This is a genomic window from Ensifer sp. GW101-20A05, assembly GCF_059424735.1.
In genome coordinates this window covers 38,922-59,824 of the sequence record NZ_JBWKZT010000020.1, presented here as the reverse complement: position 1 = coordinate 59,824, position 20,903 = coordinate 38,922, and the positions used below count along the sequence as shown (strand labels likewise).

The window sequence follows — 20,903 nt, the reverse complement described above, 5'->3', positions numbered from 1 at the left end:
GGCTAGGCCACCACGAGGCGGACGTCGTGATCTCGTCCGTCGTCCACGAGTGGAACACTTCGGTCAGCGACCTTCCTGCCATCAAGGCTCAGCGAATAGTGCTTCTGTCCTCGTTTGGAATCTCGGCTCACCTTGATACGGTATGTTGATCTCCCATGCCGAAAATCAACATCGTATGTCGACCACCCGGTGGGAATGCACGGCTCGACAAAAAGCCGGGGCCCCTGACGGCGAATGCCGAGAATGGCCTCAAGACCAACGCGGTACAGCCAGCCCGCCGATCCCGTATACCAGGTCCAGCCACCGCGGCCGGTGTGAGGAGCGGCGCCATAGACGTCGGCGCTGACAACATATGGCTCGACCATGTAGCGGTCGGTGTCTTTGGGTGACAGGGCATGGTTGATGGGATTGAGCATGCTCCAGAGCTGAAACGCCCGATCGCCATCCCCCAGCAATGCTGTCGCCAGCGCCACCCACGTGGCCGCGTGGGTGTACTGGCCGCCATTCTCCCGAATTCCGGGCACATAGCCCTTTATGTAGCCGGGCTGCAGCGCGCCCTTGTCGAACGGCGGATCGAAAAGCTGTATCAAGCCGCTGTCGGTACGAACGAGCCGCTCCCAAACCGCGCGCATTGCCTGCGCGGCGCGCTCGGCATCTGCAGCACCCGAGATAACTGCCCAGGCCTGCGGGATCGCGTCGATCTGACACTCGTCGTTCGACTGGGACCCGAGGGGAGTGCCATCGTCGAAGTAGGCACGGCGATACCAGGCGCCATCCCAGGCGTGGGTCTCCAGGGATATGCGCAGGGTCTCGGCGCGCTCCTTGCACCATTTGGCCCGTTCGTCATCTGCCATCGCCGATGCGATGGCGGCAAAGGATCCAAGGACGGTCAGAAAGAACCATCCGTTCCATACGCTCTCGCCTTTGCCTTCCGCGCCGACCCGGTTCATGCCGTCGTTCCAATCGCCCGTTCCCATAAGCGGAAGCCCGTGGCTGCCTAGCCGCAAACCTCGGTCAAGTGCCCGACAGCAGTGCTCATAGACGGTCCCGCTCTCCTGGCTGGCCGGAGGCACCTCGTAGCGCTCCTCCTCCTCGTCCTCTAGAGGCGGCGAGACGATGAAAGGAACCTGTTCGCTGAGGAGCCCGTAGTCTCCGGAGACCGATACATAGTGATGGACGACGTAGGGCAGAAAGTAGAGGTCATCCGTCATGCGTGTGCGCACGCCGGCACCCGATGGCGGATGCCACCAATGTTGAACGTCTCCCTCGGCAAACTGGCGCGAGGCAGCGCGAAGGATGTGCGTTCGCGCTTCATCGGGCGCGCAATGGACGAGGGCTGCGACGTCCTGGAGCTGGTCGCGAAATCCATAGGCGCCGCCGGATTGGTAGAACCCTGTTCGCGCCCAGATACGGCAAGCCAACACCTGATAGAGCAACCAGCGGTTCATCATGAGGTTGAAGGCCGTATCTGGCGTTCGGACCGTGACGGCGTTCAGCAAATGATCCCACTGTTGTGAAACGGCTGCCAGCGCGTTCCTGGCGCCCCTCGGTTCGGCATGTTCGCGGACGAGCCTGCGCATTTCCTCGCGGCTTTCGGCCTGCCCGAGCACGAATACCAGCTCGACGGTCACCGCCGGCGGGATTGAAACGCTGACCATGAGGGCTGCGCAGGGGTCGAGCAGAGAACCGGTTTGTCCCCCGAGATCGAAGCCTTCCAATCCCACCGGCTGAGCGATGGAACCGTTTCTGCCGAGGAACGCGCGCCGATCGCATGTGAACGATCGGACAGGCGCGCTTGAGGCGGCGAATGCGAGCGTTCCGGAAAAATCCCCTTCCCAGACGTTCCGGGCAACGATAGCACCGATCTCGCTGTCAAATTCGCATTCGACCCGGGAGCATGCGCTTTCGCGCAGCGTGCCGAGGACCCATTCAACGAAGTAGGTGGCGGTAAGGCGGCGAAGTCGTTTTCCGTCGTTGCGAATAGCAAGGCGGACAACCTTGATCGCTCCCGAGGCCGGCACGTGGACAGTCATTTCATGATGCAATGGTCCGCGACTGCTTTCGTAGCACGTGTAACCTTGACCATGCTTCGTCCTCGTCGTCGATGTCTGGCCGAGAGGCAAAGGCGTCGGCGTCCATAGCTCCGCCGTCTGCTCATCGCGCAAGTAGATAACTTCACTCGGCGGGTCCGAGACCGGGTCGTTAGACCAGGGCGTGAGCCTGTTCAGTTGGCTGTTGCCCGCCCAAGTGTACCCAAGACCGCTGTCGCTCGTCAGGCAGCCAAACGCGCTATTGGCAAGGACGTTACACCACGGCGTTGGCGTCGCATCCGCTCCGATCACATATTCGCGCCCGTCTTTGGTAAACCCTCCACGGCCATTCCAAAAAAGCAGGCTATCCCGTGGTGCCTCGTGACGCCTTTCGCGGGCGGCGGAGACATTCGTCCTGGTCTCCTTCAGCGTCGGAAAAGTGGTGGCCGCTCTCGCCGAAAGTTGAGCTGAAAGGGATCCTTGACTGCAGCAAAGGACGAGGCGCGCGGCGGCCGTGATCGCATTTTCTGCACCGGCCGAAACGCTGGCCCTCGGTGGGAAATGAATACCCCCGGCTTTGCCGAGGGTTTGCTCCACATGGACCGTCGCCTTGGCGCTCAACTGCAAGCTTTCGCTGGCTTCCCTTTCATCAAGGACCGCGAGGTCGAAGGGAAATCCGCGACTGGCAAGGAATGCGTGGGCCTTGATGACATCGTCGACGAGAGCGTCCTCGCCTGTTTTGTCGATACGCAGCAGGAGAATTGGGATGGCTCCCGATAGTCCCGCCGATCCCAAGTCGTCGCGGTTCAGCCGCCTCGTGCCGGGCGTGCTGCCTTCCCTTAAGCCGGGAACAGAAAATGCCAGATGTGCTACGAGCCGATTGTAGACGGCCAACTCTTGAGGAGAGGGTGACCGGGGCGGGCCTTCATTGTTTTTCTCGGCATCCACCAACGTTTGGCGCGCGGCGTCGATATTGGCGAAGCGTCTTGCTATTGCGGCAGCGTCTAAATCACTATCGGCTGCGCCCGTTACGAACGCGATCACCTCCGCTCCGGAGGGTTCCAGATCGACTGTCCGGCGCAGGCTGAAGATGGGGTCGAGCACGGGACCCGTCGTCCCTGATAGACGGCTCCCCGGCACCAGGGCGTCAGGGTTTGAGGCCGTCCGCCGCCGGCCAAGAAATCTGTAGCGGTCCGTTTCATATTCCACCACATGGCCCTGGCGGCTTGACGCAGACACGTGTACCGCCCAGACGGGGCGCTCCGATGCACTGCGCGGCCGGCGCCGTGCGAACAAAGCGGTTGTTTCGGTATCGAACCAGGTTTCGATGAAAAGCTTGGCAAATGCCGGATGTGCGCTATCGGCGCTTCGACCATTCAGGCAGACTTCGGAATAGCTTGTCAGCTCAAGCTTTCTCGCTTTCTCACCCTTATTGCAGAGTTTCAGCAAACGCACCTCGGCATCGCAATCCAGTGCGACCGCCACGTCCCATCGAAGATCGATGTCTCCGAGCAAACAGCGATACTCGGCACGATCACCGTGAAACGTGTGTTCGTAGATCGCATCCGGATGGCAGATCGGCTGCCGGCCAATCGTCCAGACCTCGCCGCTCTCAAGGTCGCGGATGTAGCAGAACTGGCCCCAGCAATCGCGTGTGCCGTCCTCACGCCAACGCGTGATGTCGAGGCCGCGCCAGGTTTCATACCCGGCACCGGCCTCGGTCAGAAGCACGTTGTAGTGCCCATTCGAAAGCAGGATCGTGTCAGGAGGCACGCCTGCCGGACGTGTCGCACTGACGTCAACCTTGCCAGCTGGCCGGACCATCAGACCGATCCTTCATTGCGGGCTACACATTGTCACCCTCGGTCGACGTCCTCGGCTTCGCCTGTTGCGCACCCGGAACGCCCCATTTCCAACCGCTGATCGACGGCATGTCGTCACCATGCTTCTCGATATATTCGCGATGCTCGATCAGCTTGGCTTGAATTGCCTGCTTGAAATAGGCGGCGCGCGCCCCGAGCTGGGGCAGGCGGTCGATGACATCGCCGGCGAGATGGAACCGATCGAGCTCGTTGAGCACCACCATGTCGAACGGCGTCGTCGTCGTACCTTCCTCCTTGTAGCCACGAACATGCAGGTTGCCGTGGTTGGTGCGGCGGTAGGTGAGGCGATGGATCAGCCACGGATAGCCGTGGAAGGCGAAGATGATCGGCTTGTCCCTGGTGAAGATACCATCGAAGTCACGGTCCGTGAGGCCGTGGGGGTGCTCCTCCGCCGGTTGCAGTTTCATCAGGTTGACGACATTGACGACCCGCACCTTCACTTCCGGAAGATGCTCGCGCAGCAATTGCACCGCGGCCAGCGTTTCGAGCGTCGGAACGTCGCCGCAGCAGGCCATGACGACATCCGGTTCGCTGTCGGCATCGTTGCTCGCCCAATCCCAGATGCTGACGCCCATGCTGCAATGGCGCACCGCCTGTTCCATTGTCAACCATTGCGGCCCGGGTTGCTTTCCGGCCACGACGACGTTGATGTAGTTGCGGCTGCGCAAGCAATGGTCAGTGACAGACAGCAGCGTGTTGGCATCCGGCGGCAGGTAGACGCGGATGACGTCAGCCTTCTTGTTGACGACGTGATCGATGAAGCCGGGATCCTGATGGCTGAATCCGTTGTGGTCCTGCCGCCAGACATGGGAACTCAGGAAGTAGTTCAGCGACCCGACGGGCCGGCGCCAGGGAATTTCGTTGCAGACTTTCAGCCACTTGGCATGCTGGTTGAACATCGAATCGATGATGTGGATGAAGGCTTCGTAACAGGAGAAGAAGCCGTGGCGGCCGGTCAGCAGATAGCCTTCGAGCCAGCCCTGGCACTGGTGTTCGCTCAGCACCTCCATGATGCGGCCATCCGGTGAGAGGTGGTCGTCCTCCGGATAGATTTCGGCCATGTAGCAGCGATTGGTGACCTCCAGCACGTCCTGCCAGCGGTTCGAGTTGTTTTCATCCGGACTGAACAGGCGGAAGTTCCTGGCGTCCATGTTGGATTTCATCACGTCGCGCAGGAACTTGCCCATGACGCGGGCCGCTTCCACATTGGTCCCGCCGGGACGGGGAACCTCGACGGCATAGTCGCGGAAGGCCGGCATCTTCAGATCGCGCAGCAACAGGCCGCCATTGGCGTGCGGATTGTCGCTCATGCGGCGATGTCCCGTTGGCGCAAGTGCTGCGATCTCCGGCTTCAGCCGGCCTTGATCGCTGAAAAGCTCCTCGGGGCGATAGCTCTTCATCCATTGCTCGAGGATGCGGATGTGCTCGGGCTTGTCCATCTCGCCCATCGGCACCTGATGCGCCCGCCAGTAGCCCTCGCATTTCTTGCCATCGATCTCCGGGGGGCAGGTCCAGCCCTTCGGCGTGCGGAAGACGATCATCGGCCATGCCGGCCGCTTCAGATTGCCCCTCACGCGGGCATCGTCCCAGATCTGCCGGATCTCGGCCATCGCCGTATCCAGCACAGCGGCGAGTTGCTGATGCACGCTTGCCGGATCATGCCCTTCGACGAAGTAAGGCTTGTAGCCCATGCCCTCGAAGAACTTCTGCAGCTCGTCGCGCGGAATGCGGGCGAGGAAGCACGGATTGGCGATCTTGTAGCCGTTCAGATGCAGGATCGGCAGCACGCAGCCGTCGCGGGCCGGGTTCAGGAACTTGTTGCTCTGCCAGCCGGTCGCAAGCGGCCCGGTCTCGGCCTCGCCATCGCCGACGATGCAGGCGACGACGAGGTCCGGGTTATCGAAGGCGGCGCCATAGGCGTGGCTCAACGCATAACCAAGTTCGCCGCCCTCATGGATGCTGCCGGGCGTTTCCGGCGCCACGTGGCTCGGGATGCCACCTGGAAAGCTGAACTGCTTGAAGAGCCGCTGCATGCCCTCGGCATCTTCACCGATGTTCGGATAGAACTCGGTGTAGGTCCCTTCGAGATAGGCATGCGCCACCAGCGACGGCCCGCCGTGCCCCGGCCCGATGATATAGATCATGTTGAGATCGTCGCGCTTGATCACGCGGTTGAGATGCACATAGAGCATGTTGAGGCCAGGCGAGGTGCCCCAGTGGCCGAGCAGGCGCGGCTTGATGTGTTCGCGTTTCAGCGGCTCGCGCAGGAGCGGATTGTCGAGCAGATAGATCTGGCCGACAGAAAGGTAGTTCGACGCGCGCCAATAGGCGTCCATCAGTCGGAGTTCGTCTGCCGATAATGGCGTTGTTGAATGCGAGCTCCCGGATGCCGTCTCTTTCATCGATACCGTTTCAGGCGAAACCATCTGAACCTCCCGATCATTAGGACATTGCCTGGATTTCTCCGACTTGCAGTCGTGCAAGCCACTGCAGTCTCTTGAATTCGCTACGGTCGTTGCTGTTTGCCGGCGACGGGCAGAATGATGGAACACCTGTCTTCGGACGACAGCGGCTGGGATCGTCTTGCCAACTCGGTGTCGCGAACACCTGCGTGTCGCGGCACAATTAAAAGGGGCGCTATTGCGGATATGGTTCCGAGAAATGCTCGACCACGCCCCGAACGCCGCGGACATTTTCGGCAACGATCCGTGCGGCCCTCCGGCACTCGGCCGTCTCCACGTTGCCCCAGAGATGAACGATGCCATCGGTCACTGCGACCTTCACATCCAGACCTTCGAGGCCGGTGTTCTCGCCGAGGCGCACGAGAATGCTGCGCCGGATCGCTTCATCACCCGCGGCCGTCTCGTCCTGCTTTGCCGACAAAACCGCCTGCAACAGATCGGCGCGGCTGACGATGCCGACCAGTACGCCGTTCCTGAGAACGGGAAGGCGCTTGATGCCACGTTCCTGCATCAGCGCCGCCACCCGCGCGAGCGGCGCATCCTCGTCGATGGTAACGAGATCGGCTGTCATGGCGTCGCCCACCCTCCAAGAGGATCGGCGTATATAGGCGTGGGCCCTGTCGTCAGCCGCAAGCGTCGCGTCCGCCAGCGGCCCGCCGCCACCGAGTTCCGTCCGCCGGATCAAGTCGCCCTCGCTGATCAGCCCAATGAGACGGCCTTCATCGTCAACGACCGGAAGGCCGCTGACGTGGCTGTCGAACATGATCCGGGCTGCCTGTCTGACGCTGTTGTCAGGCGAAAGCCTGACGATCTTTGTCGTCATCACATCTTTGACGCGCATGTCGATCCAACTCCGAAAAGGACCTTGGTACCGTCATTAGCGGGCGTAAGGTAAACCTATCGCGGCGGTTCGACAACCTGTTCGTGGGGGAGATGTTCGAGTTGAGCGCTGGCGCTGGCAGAACCCGTGCTGCAGCTTCTAGTCGAGCGCAAACACTCGTGCACAGCCCGATTGGATTTAACTAGCTCTCGACGCGCGCGGTTGTGTTCTGGTGGAGCCGAAGGGAGTCGAACCCTCGACCTCCGCAGTGCGATTGCGGCGCTCTCCCAACTGAGCTACGGCCCCATAACATCCAGTCAACACGACACGTGCCGAGCATGTCAATACACTTGAGACGACGCGCCTGGTTGGACATCATTGCGCGAAGCGACGCGCTCGATCGGTTCGTCGGGCGATCCGTTTCAAAACCGTTTCTTCGAAAGTAGCGGGCAGACGCGCCATTTCCGCTCGGGGCCCTCATCGACGCGCGCCGCTGTATGTTACAGTAGGTCACGCCCCCAAGCGCGGGGAGCCATTGTCGAACTATGCTCGCGGGTTTACGCTGATGCGTAACGAAAGCACCGCCCGAACCTCGCTGAAATTCTGGCGGTGCGTGTCAACGATGAGATGACGCCCGAATCCCGGCCGCGAACGTCCATGGCGCCCGGATGAATGTGGAATTCTTCTGTATCCGACATGGGCGCCTGCCGGCTCCGCACTTCCCTTAATGGGCCTCTCCGTGGGCCCGGCGATTTGGAGGAGGATTAGCAATGGCCCAGACGATGAAGGCCGCCGTCGTTCGGCAGTTCCGCACGCCCCTTGTGATCGAGGAGGTGGCGGTGCCGACGCCGCAACCTGGGCAGATCCTCGTCAAATATGAAGCAACGGGCGTCTGCCACACCGACCTCCATGCAGCAAATGGAGACTGGCCGGTAAAGCCTAGCCCGCCGTTTATTCCGGGACACGAGGGCGTCGGCTATGTTTCGGCAGTGGGTGCCGGTGTCAAAAGAGTGAAAGAGGGGGACAGGGTCGGCGTTCCCTGGCTTCACAGCGCATGTGGTTACTGCCCGCATTGCCGCACCGGTTGGGAAACACTGTGCGCATCACAGTCGAACACCGGATATTCCGTCGACGGAACATTTGCCGAGTATGGACTGGCGGATCCCGACTTCGTCGGCAGCCTGCCCACCGGGCTGGACTTCGGCCCTGCTGCGCCGGTTCTTTGCGCCGGCGTGACCGTTTACAAGGGATTGAAGGAAACGGAAGTACGGCCCGGCGAATGGGTCGCCGTCTCCGGCATCGGTGGCCTTGGCCACATGGCTGTGCAGTACGCAAAGGCGATGGGCATGCATGTCGTCGCCGCGGACATCTTCGACGACAAGCTGGCACTTGCAAAGCAGCTAGGCGCCGACATTACAGTCAACGGCAAGGCGAAGGATGCCGTAGAGCAGGTAATCAAGGCGACCGGCGGCGTGCATGGGGCGCTCGTAACTGCGGTTTCACCTGCTGCAATGGAACAGGCGTTCGGATTCCTGCGATCGCGGGGCACGATGGCGCTCGTCGGCCTTCCCCCTGGGATGATCTCCGTGCCGGTCTTTGAAACGGTGCTCAAGCGCATAACGCTGCGCGGATCGATCGTCGGCACCCGCCAGGATCTGGAGGAATCGCTGCAGTTTGCCGCTGAAGGCAAGGTCGCGCCGCATTTCTCATGGGACAGCCTCGAGAACATCAATGAGATCTTCCACCGGATGGAGGCCGGCAAGATCGACGGGCGCATCGTCATGAGCCTGCAGTAGCTGGCCCAGCCGTGCCCGTCCGGTCGAGAGGCCCCGCTTCGTTTCCGCCAAAGGAACGGTGCCGCATCGATCGATGGGAATAGCGGGCCCATGCCCGGAGTGGAGAATGTATTGCGCACCCAAACTGCGCGCCTCCTCAAATCGCCGTCCTCACCAGGGCCGTTTGGCGAAATGCCCACAGACCTTCTGCAGAAAGGAAATGGCAATGAGCAAGGGCATGTTCTCGGATCAGCACGGTCTGTCCAGACGAGATCTCCTGCTGGTGGCAGGGACTGCGGCGGCCACGCTCGCCACATACAGCCAGGCTGCCCGGGCAGCACCGGGCGGAGGCACCCTTGTGATCGATGAGGTGAAGCAGGGCGAGGACGTCTTTGCCTATATCAGCAGGATCAAGGGCGCTTTTGACGAGACGACCTATCGGCAGGTGCTGGGGTGTGCGAACGCGTTCAAGGAAGGAGATCAGACGATCGGGGTGGTGGCGGAAAATGACACATCGCGAACGAACGCCCGGACCCTTCTGGCAAGCACGAAGATCGGAGACCTTCACCAGCGCCCGCTGCTTGAGGACGATCTGCAAAGGCTGATCTGGCAGACAACGGACCAGGCCCAGCACGAAAAGGTCAAAGACTGGACCATGGGCCAGCTGAAGGAGTTTCTCCTGACTGCATCGGAAGAAGAGATCAAAGGCATCATGAATGGGCTGACCAGCGATACGATCGGTTGCGTGCCGAAACTGATGAGCAACGAAGAGCTTATCTCCGTCAGCCAAAAGATCTTCAACGTCATGCCCGGCACCAAGTTGGGGGCCAAGGGGTATATGGGCGCGCGTATTCAGCCGAATTCGCCAACCGACCACCCCGACGACATCATGTGGCAGGTCTTCGACGCATTCTCCTATGCGACTGGCGACATCGTCATCGGCACCAACCCGGTGGACAGTACCGTCAACAGCGTCGTCACAGTGGAACGTGCCCTCAAGGATATCGTCGATACCTTCAAGCTGGTTGACGTCATTCCCTGGTGCGTGCTCGCCCACATCGACGTTCAGGCCGAGGTGAGCGAGAGCTTCCCCGGAACGGTATCCACGGTGTTCCAGAGCCTCGCGGGAACGGATGACTGCAACAAGATCTTCGACATCACCAATGAGAAGATCCTGAAATATGCAAGCGCGAAGGCAGGGGAAAGATATGGCCTCTACTTCGAGACCGGGCAGGGCTCGGAATTCACCAACGGCGTGGCAAACGGCGTCGACATGATGGTGCTTGAGTCTCGAAAGTACGGCTTCAGCAGGGCCGTGAGCCTGGAGCTTGCGAAGGTGCAGCCCAAGGGCGCATGGCTCCATGTCAACGATGTTGCCGGCTTCATCGGGCCGGAGGTCTTCAAGAGTCGCGAACAACTCGTACGGTGCTGCCTCGAAGACATGGTCATGGGCAAGCTCCATGGGCTGACCATCGGCCTCGATATCTGCACCACCCTGCATATGACTGTCAGCCTGGACGATCTGGATTGGTGCCAGGACCAGATCATGCCGGCCAATCCGGCCTACCTGATTGCTCTGCCCACCAAAAATGACCCGATGTTGAGCTATCTCACGACCGCGTTTCAGGATCACGTGCGCGTACGGGAGAAATTTGGCTTCAAGGTCAACGATGCGATGTGGGATTTCTACAAACGCATCGGGATCGTCGGCAACGACAACAGCTACACGTCAAACTACGGGGATCCCCTCTGGGTCTATTACCAGTACCGCCTCGCCAAGGGTGACAAGCGGCCAAAGGAAACTGTCTACGCCGAAGGCAGGCAGATGATGATGGAGGTCGAAGCAAGAGGCGTCGACCTGGCGACGGGCCACGGCGAGAAGATCTGGGATCTCAACCCGGCGCTCGCGACGAAAGTAAGAGGTCTGTATGACGACGCCAAACTATCGCTTTGGGCCGAACTTACGCCCGAGTTTATCGCGGCCGTGCCCGGCGTCGTCCCGGTTCGCACCCTGTCCAAGGACCGGAACGACTACATCGCGCACCCGACAACCGGCGAAACGCTGAGCCCGGATTCCATCAAGGAGATTGAGCGGGTAAGGGCTTCGTGGAAGGCCGACATGCCCAAAGGTCAGATCGTCATATCGGACGGTCTCAATGCCAAGGCCATCATGGATGACGGGCATCTAGCGCCTTACCTCGAAGAGATGCGAAGGTTGCTTGGAGACGCCGGTGTCACGGTGAGCGACAAGAACATCCTGGTGACCAGCGGCAGGGTGCGGGCCGGCTACAGGATCGGCGAGATGCTCTTTAAGGATGCCGACCCCAACAGTTTCCGCGGAATTCTCCACATCATCGGCGAGCGGCCCGGAACCATGCACCACGCCTACTCGGTCTATATCACCGTCGCCAAAGGCAAGCGTTGGGCTGAGAAGGACATCGATCACGACATGACGAAACTGGTCAGCAACGTCGCCGATACCGCGCTCGCACCTAAAGAGGCGGCGAGGGAGACCCTGACCATCATCCGGGAGATCATCGGCAAGGATGTGAACGGCAGCCGACGATATGGATGATCGCGCATCGTGCTGCAGGACAGCAGAGCGGTATCTGCCCTGGGAGCGGCAACAGCGGCGTCAGCTTTGCACACAAGCACGACAGGACGCGCTGACTGACCGAGTCACGTCCCATCCACGAAAAAACCCAGGGGCACGGCTCAAACGCCCCTGGGCAAAATTCTGGTCGGGGGACAGTCACGCGTTCCATGAAAACCGCGTGACTGATTGAACCGTCACCACAACCACCATCTCGGTGGAGCAGGTTAGCTGCAGCCGCTCGTCGCACCGCAGGTGTCGCACTTCTCGCAGGTGCCGTTGCGCACCATCGTGAAGTTCTGGCACTCGGTGCACATGTTGCCGGTGTAGCCCTGCATGATCGAGCGGGCGCGGCGCTCGGCCTCCACCTTTTTGGCGTCCGTCTTGGCCGATGCCGCTTCGGCGGCTGCCTTGTCGGAGAAGAGAGCCGTCACTTCCGTAACCGTCTCAGCCGTTTCCTCGGCAATCTCTTCGGCCAATTCCGCCGCACGTTCTTCGTAATCGCGCTTGAAGGCGACGATTTCGGAGGTCGCGATGGCTGTTGTCGTCTCGATCTTGCGCACCGTGTTGCCGGCGATCGCCGTTACGGTTGCGCCAGAAGAGGCGCGGGCAGGAGCAGCCGTTGCCGAGCCCTTCGGTTCACCGGCGCGTTCGGCCGTGCCACCGACGATGGTCGGCTTGTAGCCACGGGTCCAGCCTGTCGAAATCAGGTTGGTCTTGCCTTCCTGGATCCCCTTGCCGAGCGCCGTGTTGCTGAAATCGGACGTGTCGACATGGGCGAGGTCGTGGCGGCCGAGATAGGAGACGGCGAGTTCGCGGAAGACGTAGTCGAGGATCGACGTCGCGTTCTTGATCGCATCGTTGCCCTGGACCATGCCGGCCGGCTCGAACTTGGTGAAGGTGAAGGCCTCCACATATTCTTCGAGCGGCACGCCATATTGCAGGCCGAGCGAGATGGCGATGGCGAAGTTGTTCATCATCGCACGGAAGGCAGCGCCTTCCTTGTGCATGTCGATGAAGATCTCGCCGAGGCGGCCATCACCGAACTCGCCGGTGCGCAGGTAGACCTTGTGCCCACCGACGACAGCCTTCTGGGTGTAGCCCTGGCGGCGGTTCGGCAGCTTTTCGCGGGCGCGGATCACCTTCTCGATGACGCGCTCGACGATCTTTTCCGTGATGGTCACGGCCTGGGCGGCGGCCGGCGCCTGGATCAGTTCCTCCAGCGCATCCTCGTCCTTGTCGTCCTCGATCAGCGAGGCGTTCAGCGGCTGCGACAGCTTGGAACCATCGCGGTAAAGGGCGTTCGCCTTCAGCGCCAGCTTCCAGGAAAGCATGTAGGCGTTCTTGCAGTCCTCGACGGTCGCCTCGTTCGGCATGTTGATCGTCTTGGAGATGGCGCCCGAGATGAACGGCTGGGCAGCCGCCATCATGCGGATGTGGCTTTCGACCGAGAGGTAGCGCTTGCCGATCTTGCCGCAGGGGTTAGCGCAATCGAAGACCGGCAGGTGCTCGTTCTTCAGGAACGGCGCGCCTTCAAGCGTCATCGCGCCGCAAACGTGGATGTTGGCTGCTTCGATGTCCTTCTTCGAGAAGCCCATATGGTCGAGGAGGTTGAAGTCCATCGCGCCGAGCTGCTCGTCGGTGACCTTCAGCGTGCCCTTGAGGAAGTCGGCGCCCAGCGTCCACTGGTTGAAGACGAACTTGATGTCGAAGGCACTCTTCAACGCGGCGTTGACCGCTTCGACCTTCTCGTCGGTGAAGCCCTTGGCCTTCAGCGTCGACGGGTTGATTGCCGGCGCCTGGTTCAGGTTGCCATGGCCGACGGCGTAAGCCTCGATCTCGGCGATCTGGCTTTCGCTATAACCGAGCGAGCGCAGCGCTTCCGGTACGGCACGGTTGATGATCTTGAAGTAGCCGCCGCCGGCGAGCTTCTTGAATTTCACCAGCGCGAAGTCGGGCTCGATGCCGGTCGTATCGCAGTCCATGACGAGGCCGATCGTGCCGGTCGGCGCGATGACGGTTGCCTGGGCGTTGCGGTAGCCGTGCTTTTCGCCGAGTTCCAGCGCCTTGTCCCAGGCGCTCATGGCGTGGATGACGAGGTCCTGGTCCGGATTGTCGCCATGGATGAGGGCGACCGGGTTGACCGAGAGCGCCTCGTAGCCGGTCGTCTCGCCATAGGCGGCGCGGCGATGGTTGCGGATGACGCGCAGCATGTTGTCGCGGTTCGGGGCAAAGCCCGGGAACGGACCCAGCTTCTCGGCCATTTCGGCCGAGGTGGCGTAGGAAACACCAGTCATGATCGCCGTCAGCGCGCCGGCGATGGCGCGGCCTTCGGCGCTGTCATAGGGAATGCCCGAGGACATCAGCAGGCCGCCGATGTTGGCATAACCGAGGCCGAGCGTGCGGTATTCGTAGGAGAGTTCGGCAATCTCGCGGGACGGGAACTGCGCCATCATGACCGAGACTTCAAGGACGACGGTCCACAGGCGGACGGCGTGCTCGTAGTCGGTGATGTTGATGCGCTTGGTCGCCGCATCCTTGAACATCATCAGGTTCAGCGAGGCGAGGTTGCAGGCGGTGTCGTCGAGGAACATGTACTCCGAGCACGGGTTCGACGCGCGGATCGGGCCGGCGGCCGGGCTCGTGTGCCAGTCGTTCATCGTCGTGTTGAAGTGCAGGCCCGGATCGGCGGACGCCCAGGCGGCGTAGGAGATCGACTCCCAGAGGTCACGGGCCTTCAGCGTCTTCATCACGCGGCCGTCCTTGCGGGCGGTCAGGTGCCAGTCGCCGTCTGCTTCAACGGCGCGCAGGAAGTCGTCCTTGATCGAGACGGAATTGTTGGAGTTCTGGCCGGAAACCGTCAGATAGGCTTCCGAATCCCAGTCGGTGTCATAGGTCTTGAACTCGAGGTCCTTGTAACCCTGCTTTGCAAACTGGATGACGCGCTGGACGTAGTTTTCCGGAACCAGCGCCTGCTTGGCGGCGCGGATCTCGCGCTTCAGCGCCGGGTTCTGCTTCGGGTCGTAGCAGGCGTCGTCGGTACCGTCGCAGTTGACGCAGGCCTTCATGATCGCCTTCAGGTGCTTGGCGACGACCTTGGAACCGGTGACGAGGGCAGCAACCTTCTGCTCTTCCTTGACCTTCCAGTTGATGTATTCCTCGATATCCGGATGGTCGATATCGACAACAACCATCTTGGCGGCGCGGCGGGTGGTGCCACCCGACTTGATGGCGCCGGCGGCGCGGTCGCCGATCTTCAGGAACGACATCAGGCCGGAGGACTTGCCGCCGCCCGAGAGCTTTTCGCCTTCGCTGCGCAGATGCGAGAAGTTGGAGCCGGTGCCCGAGCCATACTTGAACAGGCGCGCTTCACGCACCCAGAGATCCATGATGCCGCCTTCGTTGACGAGATCGTCAGCGACCGACTGGATAAAGCAGGCATGCGGCTGCGGATGCTCGTAGGCCGACTTCGACTTGGTCAGCTTGCCGGTGAAGGGATCGACATAGAAGTGGCCCTGGCCGGGGCCATCGATGCCATAGGCCCAGTGCAGGCCGGTGTTGAACCATTGCGGCGAGTTCGGCGCGACGCGCTGGGTGGCGAGCATGTAGGCGAGTTCGTCCTGGAAGGCGGAGGCGTCTTCTTCCGTGTCGAAGTAGCCGCCCTTCCAGCCCCAATAGGCCCAGGTGCCGGCCAGGCGATCGAAAACCTGGCGGGCATCGGTCTCGGAACCGTAGTGTTCTTCCTTGGGCAGAGCCTTCAGCGCATCCGTGTCAGGGACCGACCGCCAGAGGAAGGAGGGGACATCGTTCTCCTCGACGCGCTTCATCTTGGCCGGAACGCCGGCCTTGCGGAAATACTTCTGGGCGAGAATGTCGGCCGCGACCTGGCTGAACTCGGCCGGCACGTCGATATCGGCAAGGCGGAAGACGATCGAACCATCGGGGTTCTTGATCTCACTCGTAGCCTTGCGGAATTCGATCTCCGCATAGGCGGATTGCCCGGCCTTGGTGAAACGACGTTCGATCTTCATTGTCCCTGGTCCTTCGTGTTGCCTAGCGCCCGCCACAGGCGCAATTGTCCCCGCCCGGCCGCGAGGGTCATCCCGCAGCCAGTCTCAGCTTCCGTCCTTGGAGAGAAACCCATAACTGGGTGACCCTGTATCTTGTGAGATAGGCTGGCTGCAAGCACTAAATATAGTGTTAACAGCATCTTTATGCCAGCCAAATATTGCCCCAGCAGGCCCAAAAAATCGCACAGAAATCCTCACGGCGACCGCATGGTGAAATCCATGACTGCCGCCTGTCAGAACCGACGATTTGGTGAGATGAACCGGGCGCTAAACAATCCGGTCCGCCGCCGTCGCAACGTGAAATCCATTAACCGTGAATCGTCCGGGGGCGTCAAGGGGTGGTTTGTGACGGAAGTTTGAGCGCTAGATGTTGTGTGGACCGACTGTGGAAAACGGGGACATCGGCCAACCCCATGAAAATCAGGCACTTCCAGAGGTTGCCTGTGAGACTAACGCAACGGTCAGCACCAAATCAAAAAATTGACGGGTAAAAAACCGCATAAAAACCATCCCCAACGGTACCCTCGGTTGCGCTCAGGAAAACGATATGGGGTGGCCGTGGTGATTCGCGCCTTACGCCTTGAGGCCGCTCGCCTTTTGGGTCGCGAACGTAGTATCGGCACTACCTATAGTGCTCTACACCATCCCGCTCCCGGCCGACGACACTGGCGCAGGTGCAAAGACTGGCAGGTTCGTGAGGGGTGAGCGGGATCAGCGGCACGCACCGATCCCGCCTTGGAACTCAATCGACGCGCTTCTGCAACTCGCGGGCACCATTCGGCGCATTCACCTTGCCCTCGGTGATGAAGTAGGCAAACACATCGCGCGGCTCTTTCCTGGCCTTGCGGTCCGGAGCGCTCTTTTCGAGCCCACTCGGTTCGTCACCACTGGAAAAGCTCTTGGCGCGCTCGGCCCAGAGGTCGAGCTTGTCGGCCGCATAGCAGGTCTCGATATCGTCGCTGCCCTTCTGCAGACGCAGATAGACGAAATCGGCGGTGACATCGGCGATCATCGGATAATCCGCATGTTCGGCGAGCACCACGGCAACGCCGTATTTCTCCAGCAGCGCCACGAACTCCGGAACCTGGAAGGTGGGATTGCGGACCTCGACCACATGGCGGAGCGGCAGCCCATCCTGCTTTTCTGGCAGAAGTTTCAGAAAACCCTCGAAGTCGTCAGGCTCGAACTTCTTCGTCGGCGCGAACTGCCAGAGGATCGGTCCGAGATGAGGCCCAAGCTCGGTCAAGCCCTGCGTCAGGAATCGCTCCATGGATTCACCGGCTTCCGAGAGAACCTTGCGGTTGGTGACGAAGCGGCTCGCCTTCAACGAAAAGATGAAATCCTCGGGCACTTCGGAGGCCCACTTGGCGAAGGTCTCGGGCTTCTGCGACGAATAATAGGTGCCGTTCACCTCGATCGCACGAAGCTCTTTGCCGGCGAATTCGAGCTGGCGCTTCTTTGCCAGCGTGCTCGGATAGAAGGTGCCCTCCCAGGGCTCGAAGGTCCAGCCGCCGATACCAACGCGGATCTTTCCGGATTTTGCCATGCCATCCTCCTCAACAACGGTCGTCGGTTGACCGCGTGCTTTTCAGTCTTTGATCGATTTCGTCATGTCCACGAGTGTCCACCCTGGACGATAGGGATTGGGTCGGCGACCCGTTTCTTGAAATCCATAGGCGCGATAGAGCGCGATATTTCGCTCCATGCGTGAATTGGTATAGAGCCGCACCTCCGGCAAGCCCCACTCGGCCGCCTTGCCGTCCAGAAATTTCAGCAGCTCGATGCCGAGCCCCTGGCCCTGACAGGCTGGGACAACGGCGATGCTGAAAATCAGCAGGTGATCGGCGTGCCGCTCGAAAACGGCAAGCGCCGCAACAACTTCATCTTGCTCCCGAAGCCAAACCTCGCTGCGAAGAATGCGAGGCGCGTAGTCTTCGGTTACCGGGAGCGGCGGCCCGCCAAGGAGCGCCCGATAGGGCTCGTAGGCCGCCGCCGTCACGCTTTGCACCGCAGCCAGGTCTTCCAGACGAGCAGGCCGCATCATGCCGCGATCACTCCTTCCGGTCGCCGATCGGCGTCGAGGCGTTCACTCCGCCGCCTCGACCTTTTTCATCGGCCGGCGATCGAGAAGCTCCTTCAGGAACTGGCCGGTATAGGAGCGCCTCTCCTTGACCACCTCTTCGGGCGTGCCCTTGGCGATGACCTCGCCGCCACCATCGCCGCCCTCGGGACCGAAGTCGATGACCCAGTCGGCTGTCTTGATGACTTCGAGATTGTGCTCGATGACGACGACGGAATTGCCCTGGTTGACGAGCTCATGCAGAACTTCAAGAAGCTTGGCTACGTCGTGGAAATGCAAGCCGGTCGTCGGTTCGTCGAGGATATAAAGCGTACGCCCTGTCGAACGTTTCGACAGTTCCTTCGCGAGCTTGACGCGCTGGGCTTCACCGCCTGAGAGCGTGTTTGCCTGCTGACCGACCTTGATATAGCCGAGGCCGACCTGGTTGAGCGTCACCAGCTTGTCGCGCACGGCCGGGACGGCGGCAAAGAACTCGACGCCTTCCTCGACCGTCATGTCGAGCACGTCGGCAATGGACTTGCCCTTGAAGTGCACGTCGAGCGTTTCGCGGTTGTAGCGCTTGCCGTGGCAGACGTCGCAGGTGACGTAGACATCCGGCAGGAAGTGCATTTCGATCTTGATGACGCCGTCGCCCTGGCAGGCCTCGCAGCGGCCGCCCTTGACGTTGAAGGAGAAGCGGCCCGGCTGGTAGCCGCGCGTCTTTGCCTCCGGCAGACCGGCGAACCAGTCGCGGATCGGCGTGAAGGCGCCGGTATAGGTCGCCGGGTTCGAACGCGGCGTGCGGCCGATCGGCGACTGGTCGATGTCGATCACCTTGTCGATATGCTCGAAGCCGTCGATACGGTCATGCTCGGCCGGGTTCTCACGCGCCCCCATGATGCGGCGGGCGGCGGCCTTGTAGAGCGTTTCGATCAGGAAGGTCGACTTGCCGCCACCGGAAACGCCGGTCACGGCGGTGAAGACGCCAAGCGGGATCGAGGCGGTGACATTCTTCAGGTTGTTGGCGCGCGCGCCGACGACGGTGATTTCCTTTTTCTTCTTGAGCTTGCGGCGCTCGCTCGGAACCGCAACCGCAAGCTCGCCGGAGAGATACTTTCCGGTCAGCGATTTCGGGTTGGCCATGACGTCGGCAGGCGCCCCTTGCGCAATGACCTCACCGCCATGGATGCCGGCGGCCGGACCGATATCGACGACATAGTCGGCCGTCAGGATCGCATCCTCGTCATGTTCGACGACGATCACGGTGTTGCCGATGTCGCGCAGGTGGCGAAGGGTCTCGAGCAGGCGGGCGTTGTCGCGCTGATGCAGGCCAATCGACGGCTCGTCGAGCACGTAGAGCACGCCGGTCAAGCCGGAGCCGATCTGAGAAGCCAGGCGAATGCGCTGGCTTTCGCCACCCGAGAGCGTTCCGGAGTTGCGCGAAAGGCTGAGATATTCGAGACCGACATCGTTGAGGAAGCGCAGGCGGTCGCGAATTTCCTTGAGGATGCGGACGGCGATTTCGTTCTGCTTGGTGTTGAGATGCGCCGGCAGCGCTTCGAACCAGTCGCGCGCGATGCGGATCGACATCTCGGTGACCTGGCCGATGTGCAGCTTGTCGATCTTGACCGCAAGCGCCTCAGGCTTCAGCCGGAAACCGGCGCAGGCCGGGCAGGGCGCCGCCGACATGTAGCGCTCGATCTCCTCGCGCGCCCAGGCGCTGTCGGTTTCCTTCCAGCGCCGCTCGAGATTGGGCACGATGCCCTCGAAATTCTTGGTCGTGTTGTAGGAACGAGCGCCGTCCTCGTAGTGGAAGACGATCTTCTCTTCCGTCCCGTGCAGGATCGCATTCTGCGCTGCGGAGGACAGTTCGTTCCAGCGATTGCCGAGCTTGAAACCGAAGGCCTTGCCGAGCGCTTCGAGCGTCTGGTTGTAGTAAGGCGAGGAGGACTTGGCCCAGGGCGCAATCGCGCCGTCGCGCAGCGTCCGGTGCTCCTCGGGCACGATCAACGCCACGTCGATCTTCTGCTGGCTGCCGAGACCGTCACAGGTCGGGCAGGCGCCAAAGGGATTGTTGAAGGAGAACAGACGCGGCTCGATCTCGGAGATCGTGAAGCCGGAGACCGGGCAGGCGAATTTTTCCGAAAACAGCACGCGCTCATGAGTCTCGTTGAGCGACTTGTTGGCCGAGCCGCCGGCGGCCGTTTCTTCCGGCGGCAGCGGCTTGTCGGCAAACTCGGCCACGGCAAGCCCATCGGCCAGCGTCAGGCAGGTCTCCAGGCTGTCGGCGAGGCGCGAGGCAAGGTCCGGCCGGACGACGACACGATCGACCACCACATCGATGTCGTGCTTGTATTTCTTGTCGAGCGCCGGAACCTCTGCGATCTCGTAGAAGGTGCCGTCGACCTTGACGCGCTGAAAGCCCTTCTTCATCAGCTCGGCGAGTTCCTTCTTGTATTCGCCCTTGCGGCCGCGAACGAGCGGCGCAAGAATGTAAAGGCGCGTGCCTTCGCCGAATTCCAGCACGCGGTCGACCATCTGGCTGACCGTCTGGCTCTCGATCGGAAGGCCCGTCGCCGGCGAATAGGGCACGCCGACGCGCGCGAAGAGCAGGCGCATATAGTCGTAGATTTCGGTGACCGTGCCGACCGTCGAGCGCGGGTTGCGCGAGGTCGTCTTCTGTTCGATCGAGATCGCCGGCGACAGGCCGTCGATCTGGTCGACATCCGGCTTCTGCATCATCTCGAGGAACTGACGCGCATAGGCCGACAGGCTCTCGACATAGCGGCGCTGCCCTTCGGCATAGATCGTATCGAAGGCGAGCGAGGACTTGCCGGAGCCGGAAAGTCCGGTCATCACGATCAGCTTGTTGCGCGGCAGATCGAGGTCGATGCCTTTCAGATTGTGCTCGCGCGCACCACGAATGGAGATGGTCTTGAGTTCACTCATCGGAAGCCAGCTTTTGCATGTCGGTTGAAAGCCCCCTATGTAATGACGCTAACGCCCATGTCGAGGCGCAATCGGCAAAACAGGCGGCCAATTCGAGTCGGTTGACAGGATCATAGCCAAATACTAGAACAAAGAAAGAACAAATCGCCCATAAAACGACCAAATCTGTTGTGGATTATGTGCGAGGCGGGGCGTATCGGCGGCATCGGACCGCTAAGATGCGCGCTCTTGAAATTCCAAGCTGGGCCGGCGGCCCGGTGAA

At 61.2% G+C, this 20,903-nt stretch carries 9 protein-coding genes and 1 tRNA gene; 2 read left to right on the top strand and 8 right to left on the bottom strand.

Features of this window, described 5'->3' with window-relative positions; genetic code table 11:
- Positions 1-2: 2 nt before the first annotated feature.
- The 4 genes from AC070A_RS30635 to AC070A_RS30620 all read right to left on the bottom strand — a co-directional run bounded on the left by AC070A_RS30635 (position 3) and on the right by AC070A_RS30620 (position 7,501).
- Positions 3-3,854 carry a GH36-type glycosyl hydrolase domain-containing protein gene (locus tag AC070A_RS30635; protein WP_113479521.1) on the bottom strand — a complete coding sequence of 1,284 codons (3,852 nt, stop codon included), beginning with the start codon at positions 3,852-3,854 and terminating at the stop codon, positions 3-5.
- Between the two features lie 22 nt (positions 3,855-3,876).
- Complete coding sequence (locus AC070A_RS30630; RefSeq protein ID WP_113479520.1) at positions 3,877-6,339, bottom strand: phosphoketolase family protein; 2,463 nt, start codon at positions 6,337-6,339, stop codon at positions 3,877-3,879.
- Between the two features lie 211 nt (positions 6,340-6,550).
- On the bottom strand, positions 6,551-7,216 hold the full coding sequence (locus AC070A_RS30625; RefSeq protein ID WP_113479519.1) for a CBS domain-containing protein: 666 nt from the start codon (positions 7,214-7,216) through the stop codon (positions 6,551-6,553).
- A gap of 209 nt (positions 7,217-7,425) precedes the next feature.
- Positions 7,426-7,501 (bottom strand) — tRNA-Ala (locus AC070A_RS30620).
- A gap of 464 nt (positions 7,502-7,965) precedes the next feature.
- Here AC070A_RS30620 and adhP point away from each other — a divergent pair.
- Entirely contained in the window at positions 7,966-8,991 is a 1,026-nt protein-coding gene (gene adhP, locus AC070A_RS30615; RefSeq protein ID WP_058328222.1) for an alcohol dehydrogenase AdhP, read from the top strand.
- Between the two features lie 205 nt (positions 8,992-9,196).
- Entirely contained in the window at positions 9,197-11,545 is a 2,349-nt protein-coding gene (locus AC070A_RS30610) for an ethanolamine ammonia-lyase (RefSeq protein ID WP_113479518.1), read from the top strand.
- A 245-nt stretch (positions 11,546-11,790) separates the two neighbouring features.
- Here the strand turns inward: AC070A_RS30610 and AC070A_RS30605 are convergent, their stop codons facing one another.
- The 4 genes from AC070A_RS30605 to uvrA form a co-directional block, all read right to left on the bottom strand.
- Positions 11,791-15,594 carry a vitamin B12-dependent ribonucleotide reductase gene (locus AC070A_RS30605; protein WP_218373998.1) on the bottom strand — a complete coding sequence of 1,268 codons (3,804 nt, stop codon included), beginning with the start codon at positions 15,592-15,594 and terminating at the stop codon, positions 11,791-11,793.
- Positions 15,595-16,375: 781 nt separating this feature from the next.
- A complete protein-coding gene (locus AC070A_RS30600; RefSeq protein ID WP_113479516.1) occupies positions 16,376-17,179 on the bottom strand; it encodes a DUF72 domain-containing protein in 804 nt (267 codons plus the stop codon).
- Between the two features lie 42 nt (positions 17,180-17,221).
- Positions 17,222-17,677, bottom strand: a complete 456-nt coding sequence (locus AC070A_RS30595; RefSeq protein ID WP_255571447.1) for a GNAT family N-acetyltransferase — start codon at positions 17,675-17,677, stop codon at positions 17,222-17,224.
- A 42-nt stretch (positions 17,678-17,719) separates the two neighbouring features.
- Complete coding sequence (uvrA, locus tag AC070A_RS30590) at positions 17,720-20,641, bottom strand: excinuclease ABC subunit UvrA (RefSeq protein ID WP_113479515.1); 2,922 nt, start codon at positions 20,639-20,641, stop codon at positions 17,720-17,722.
- Positions 20,642-20,903 lie beyond the last annotated feature (262 nt).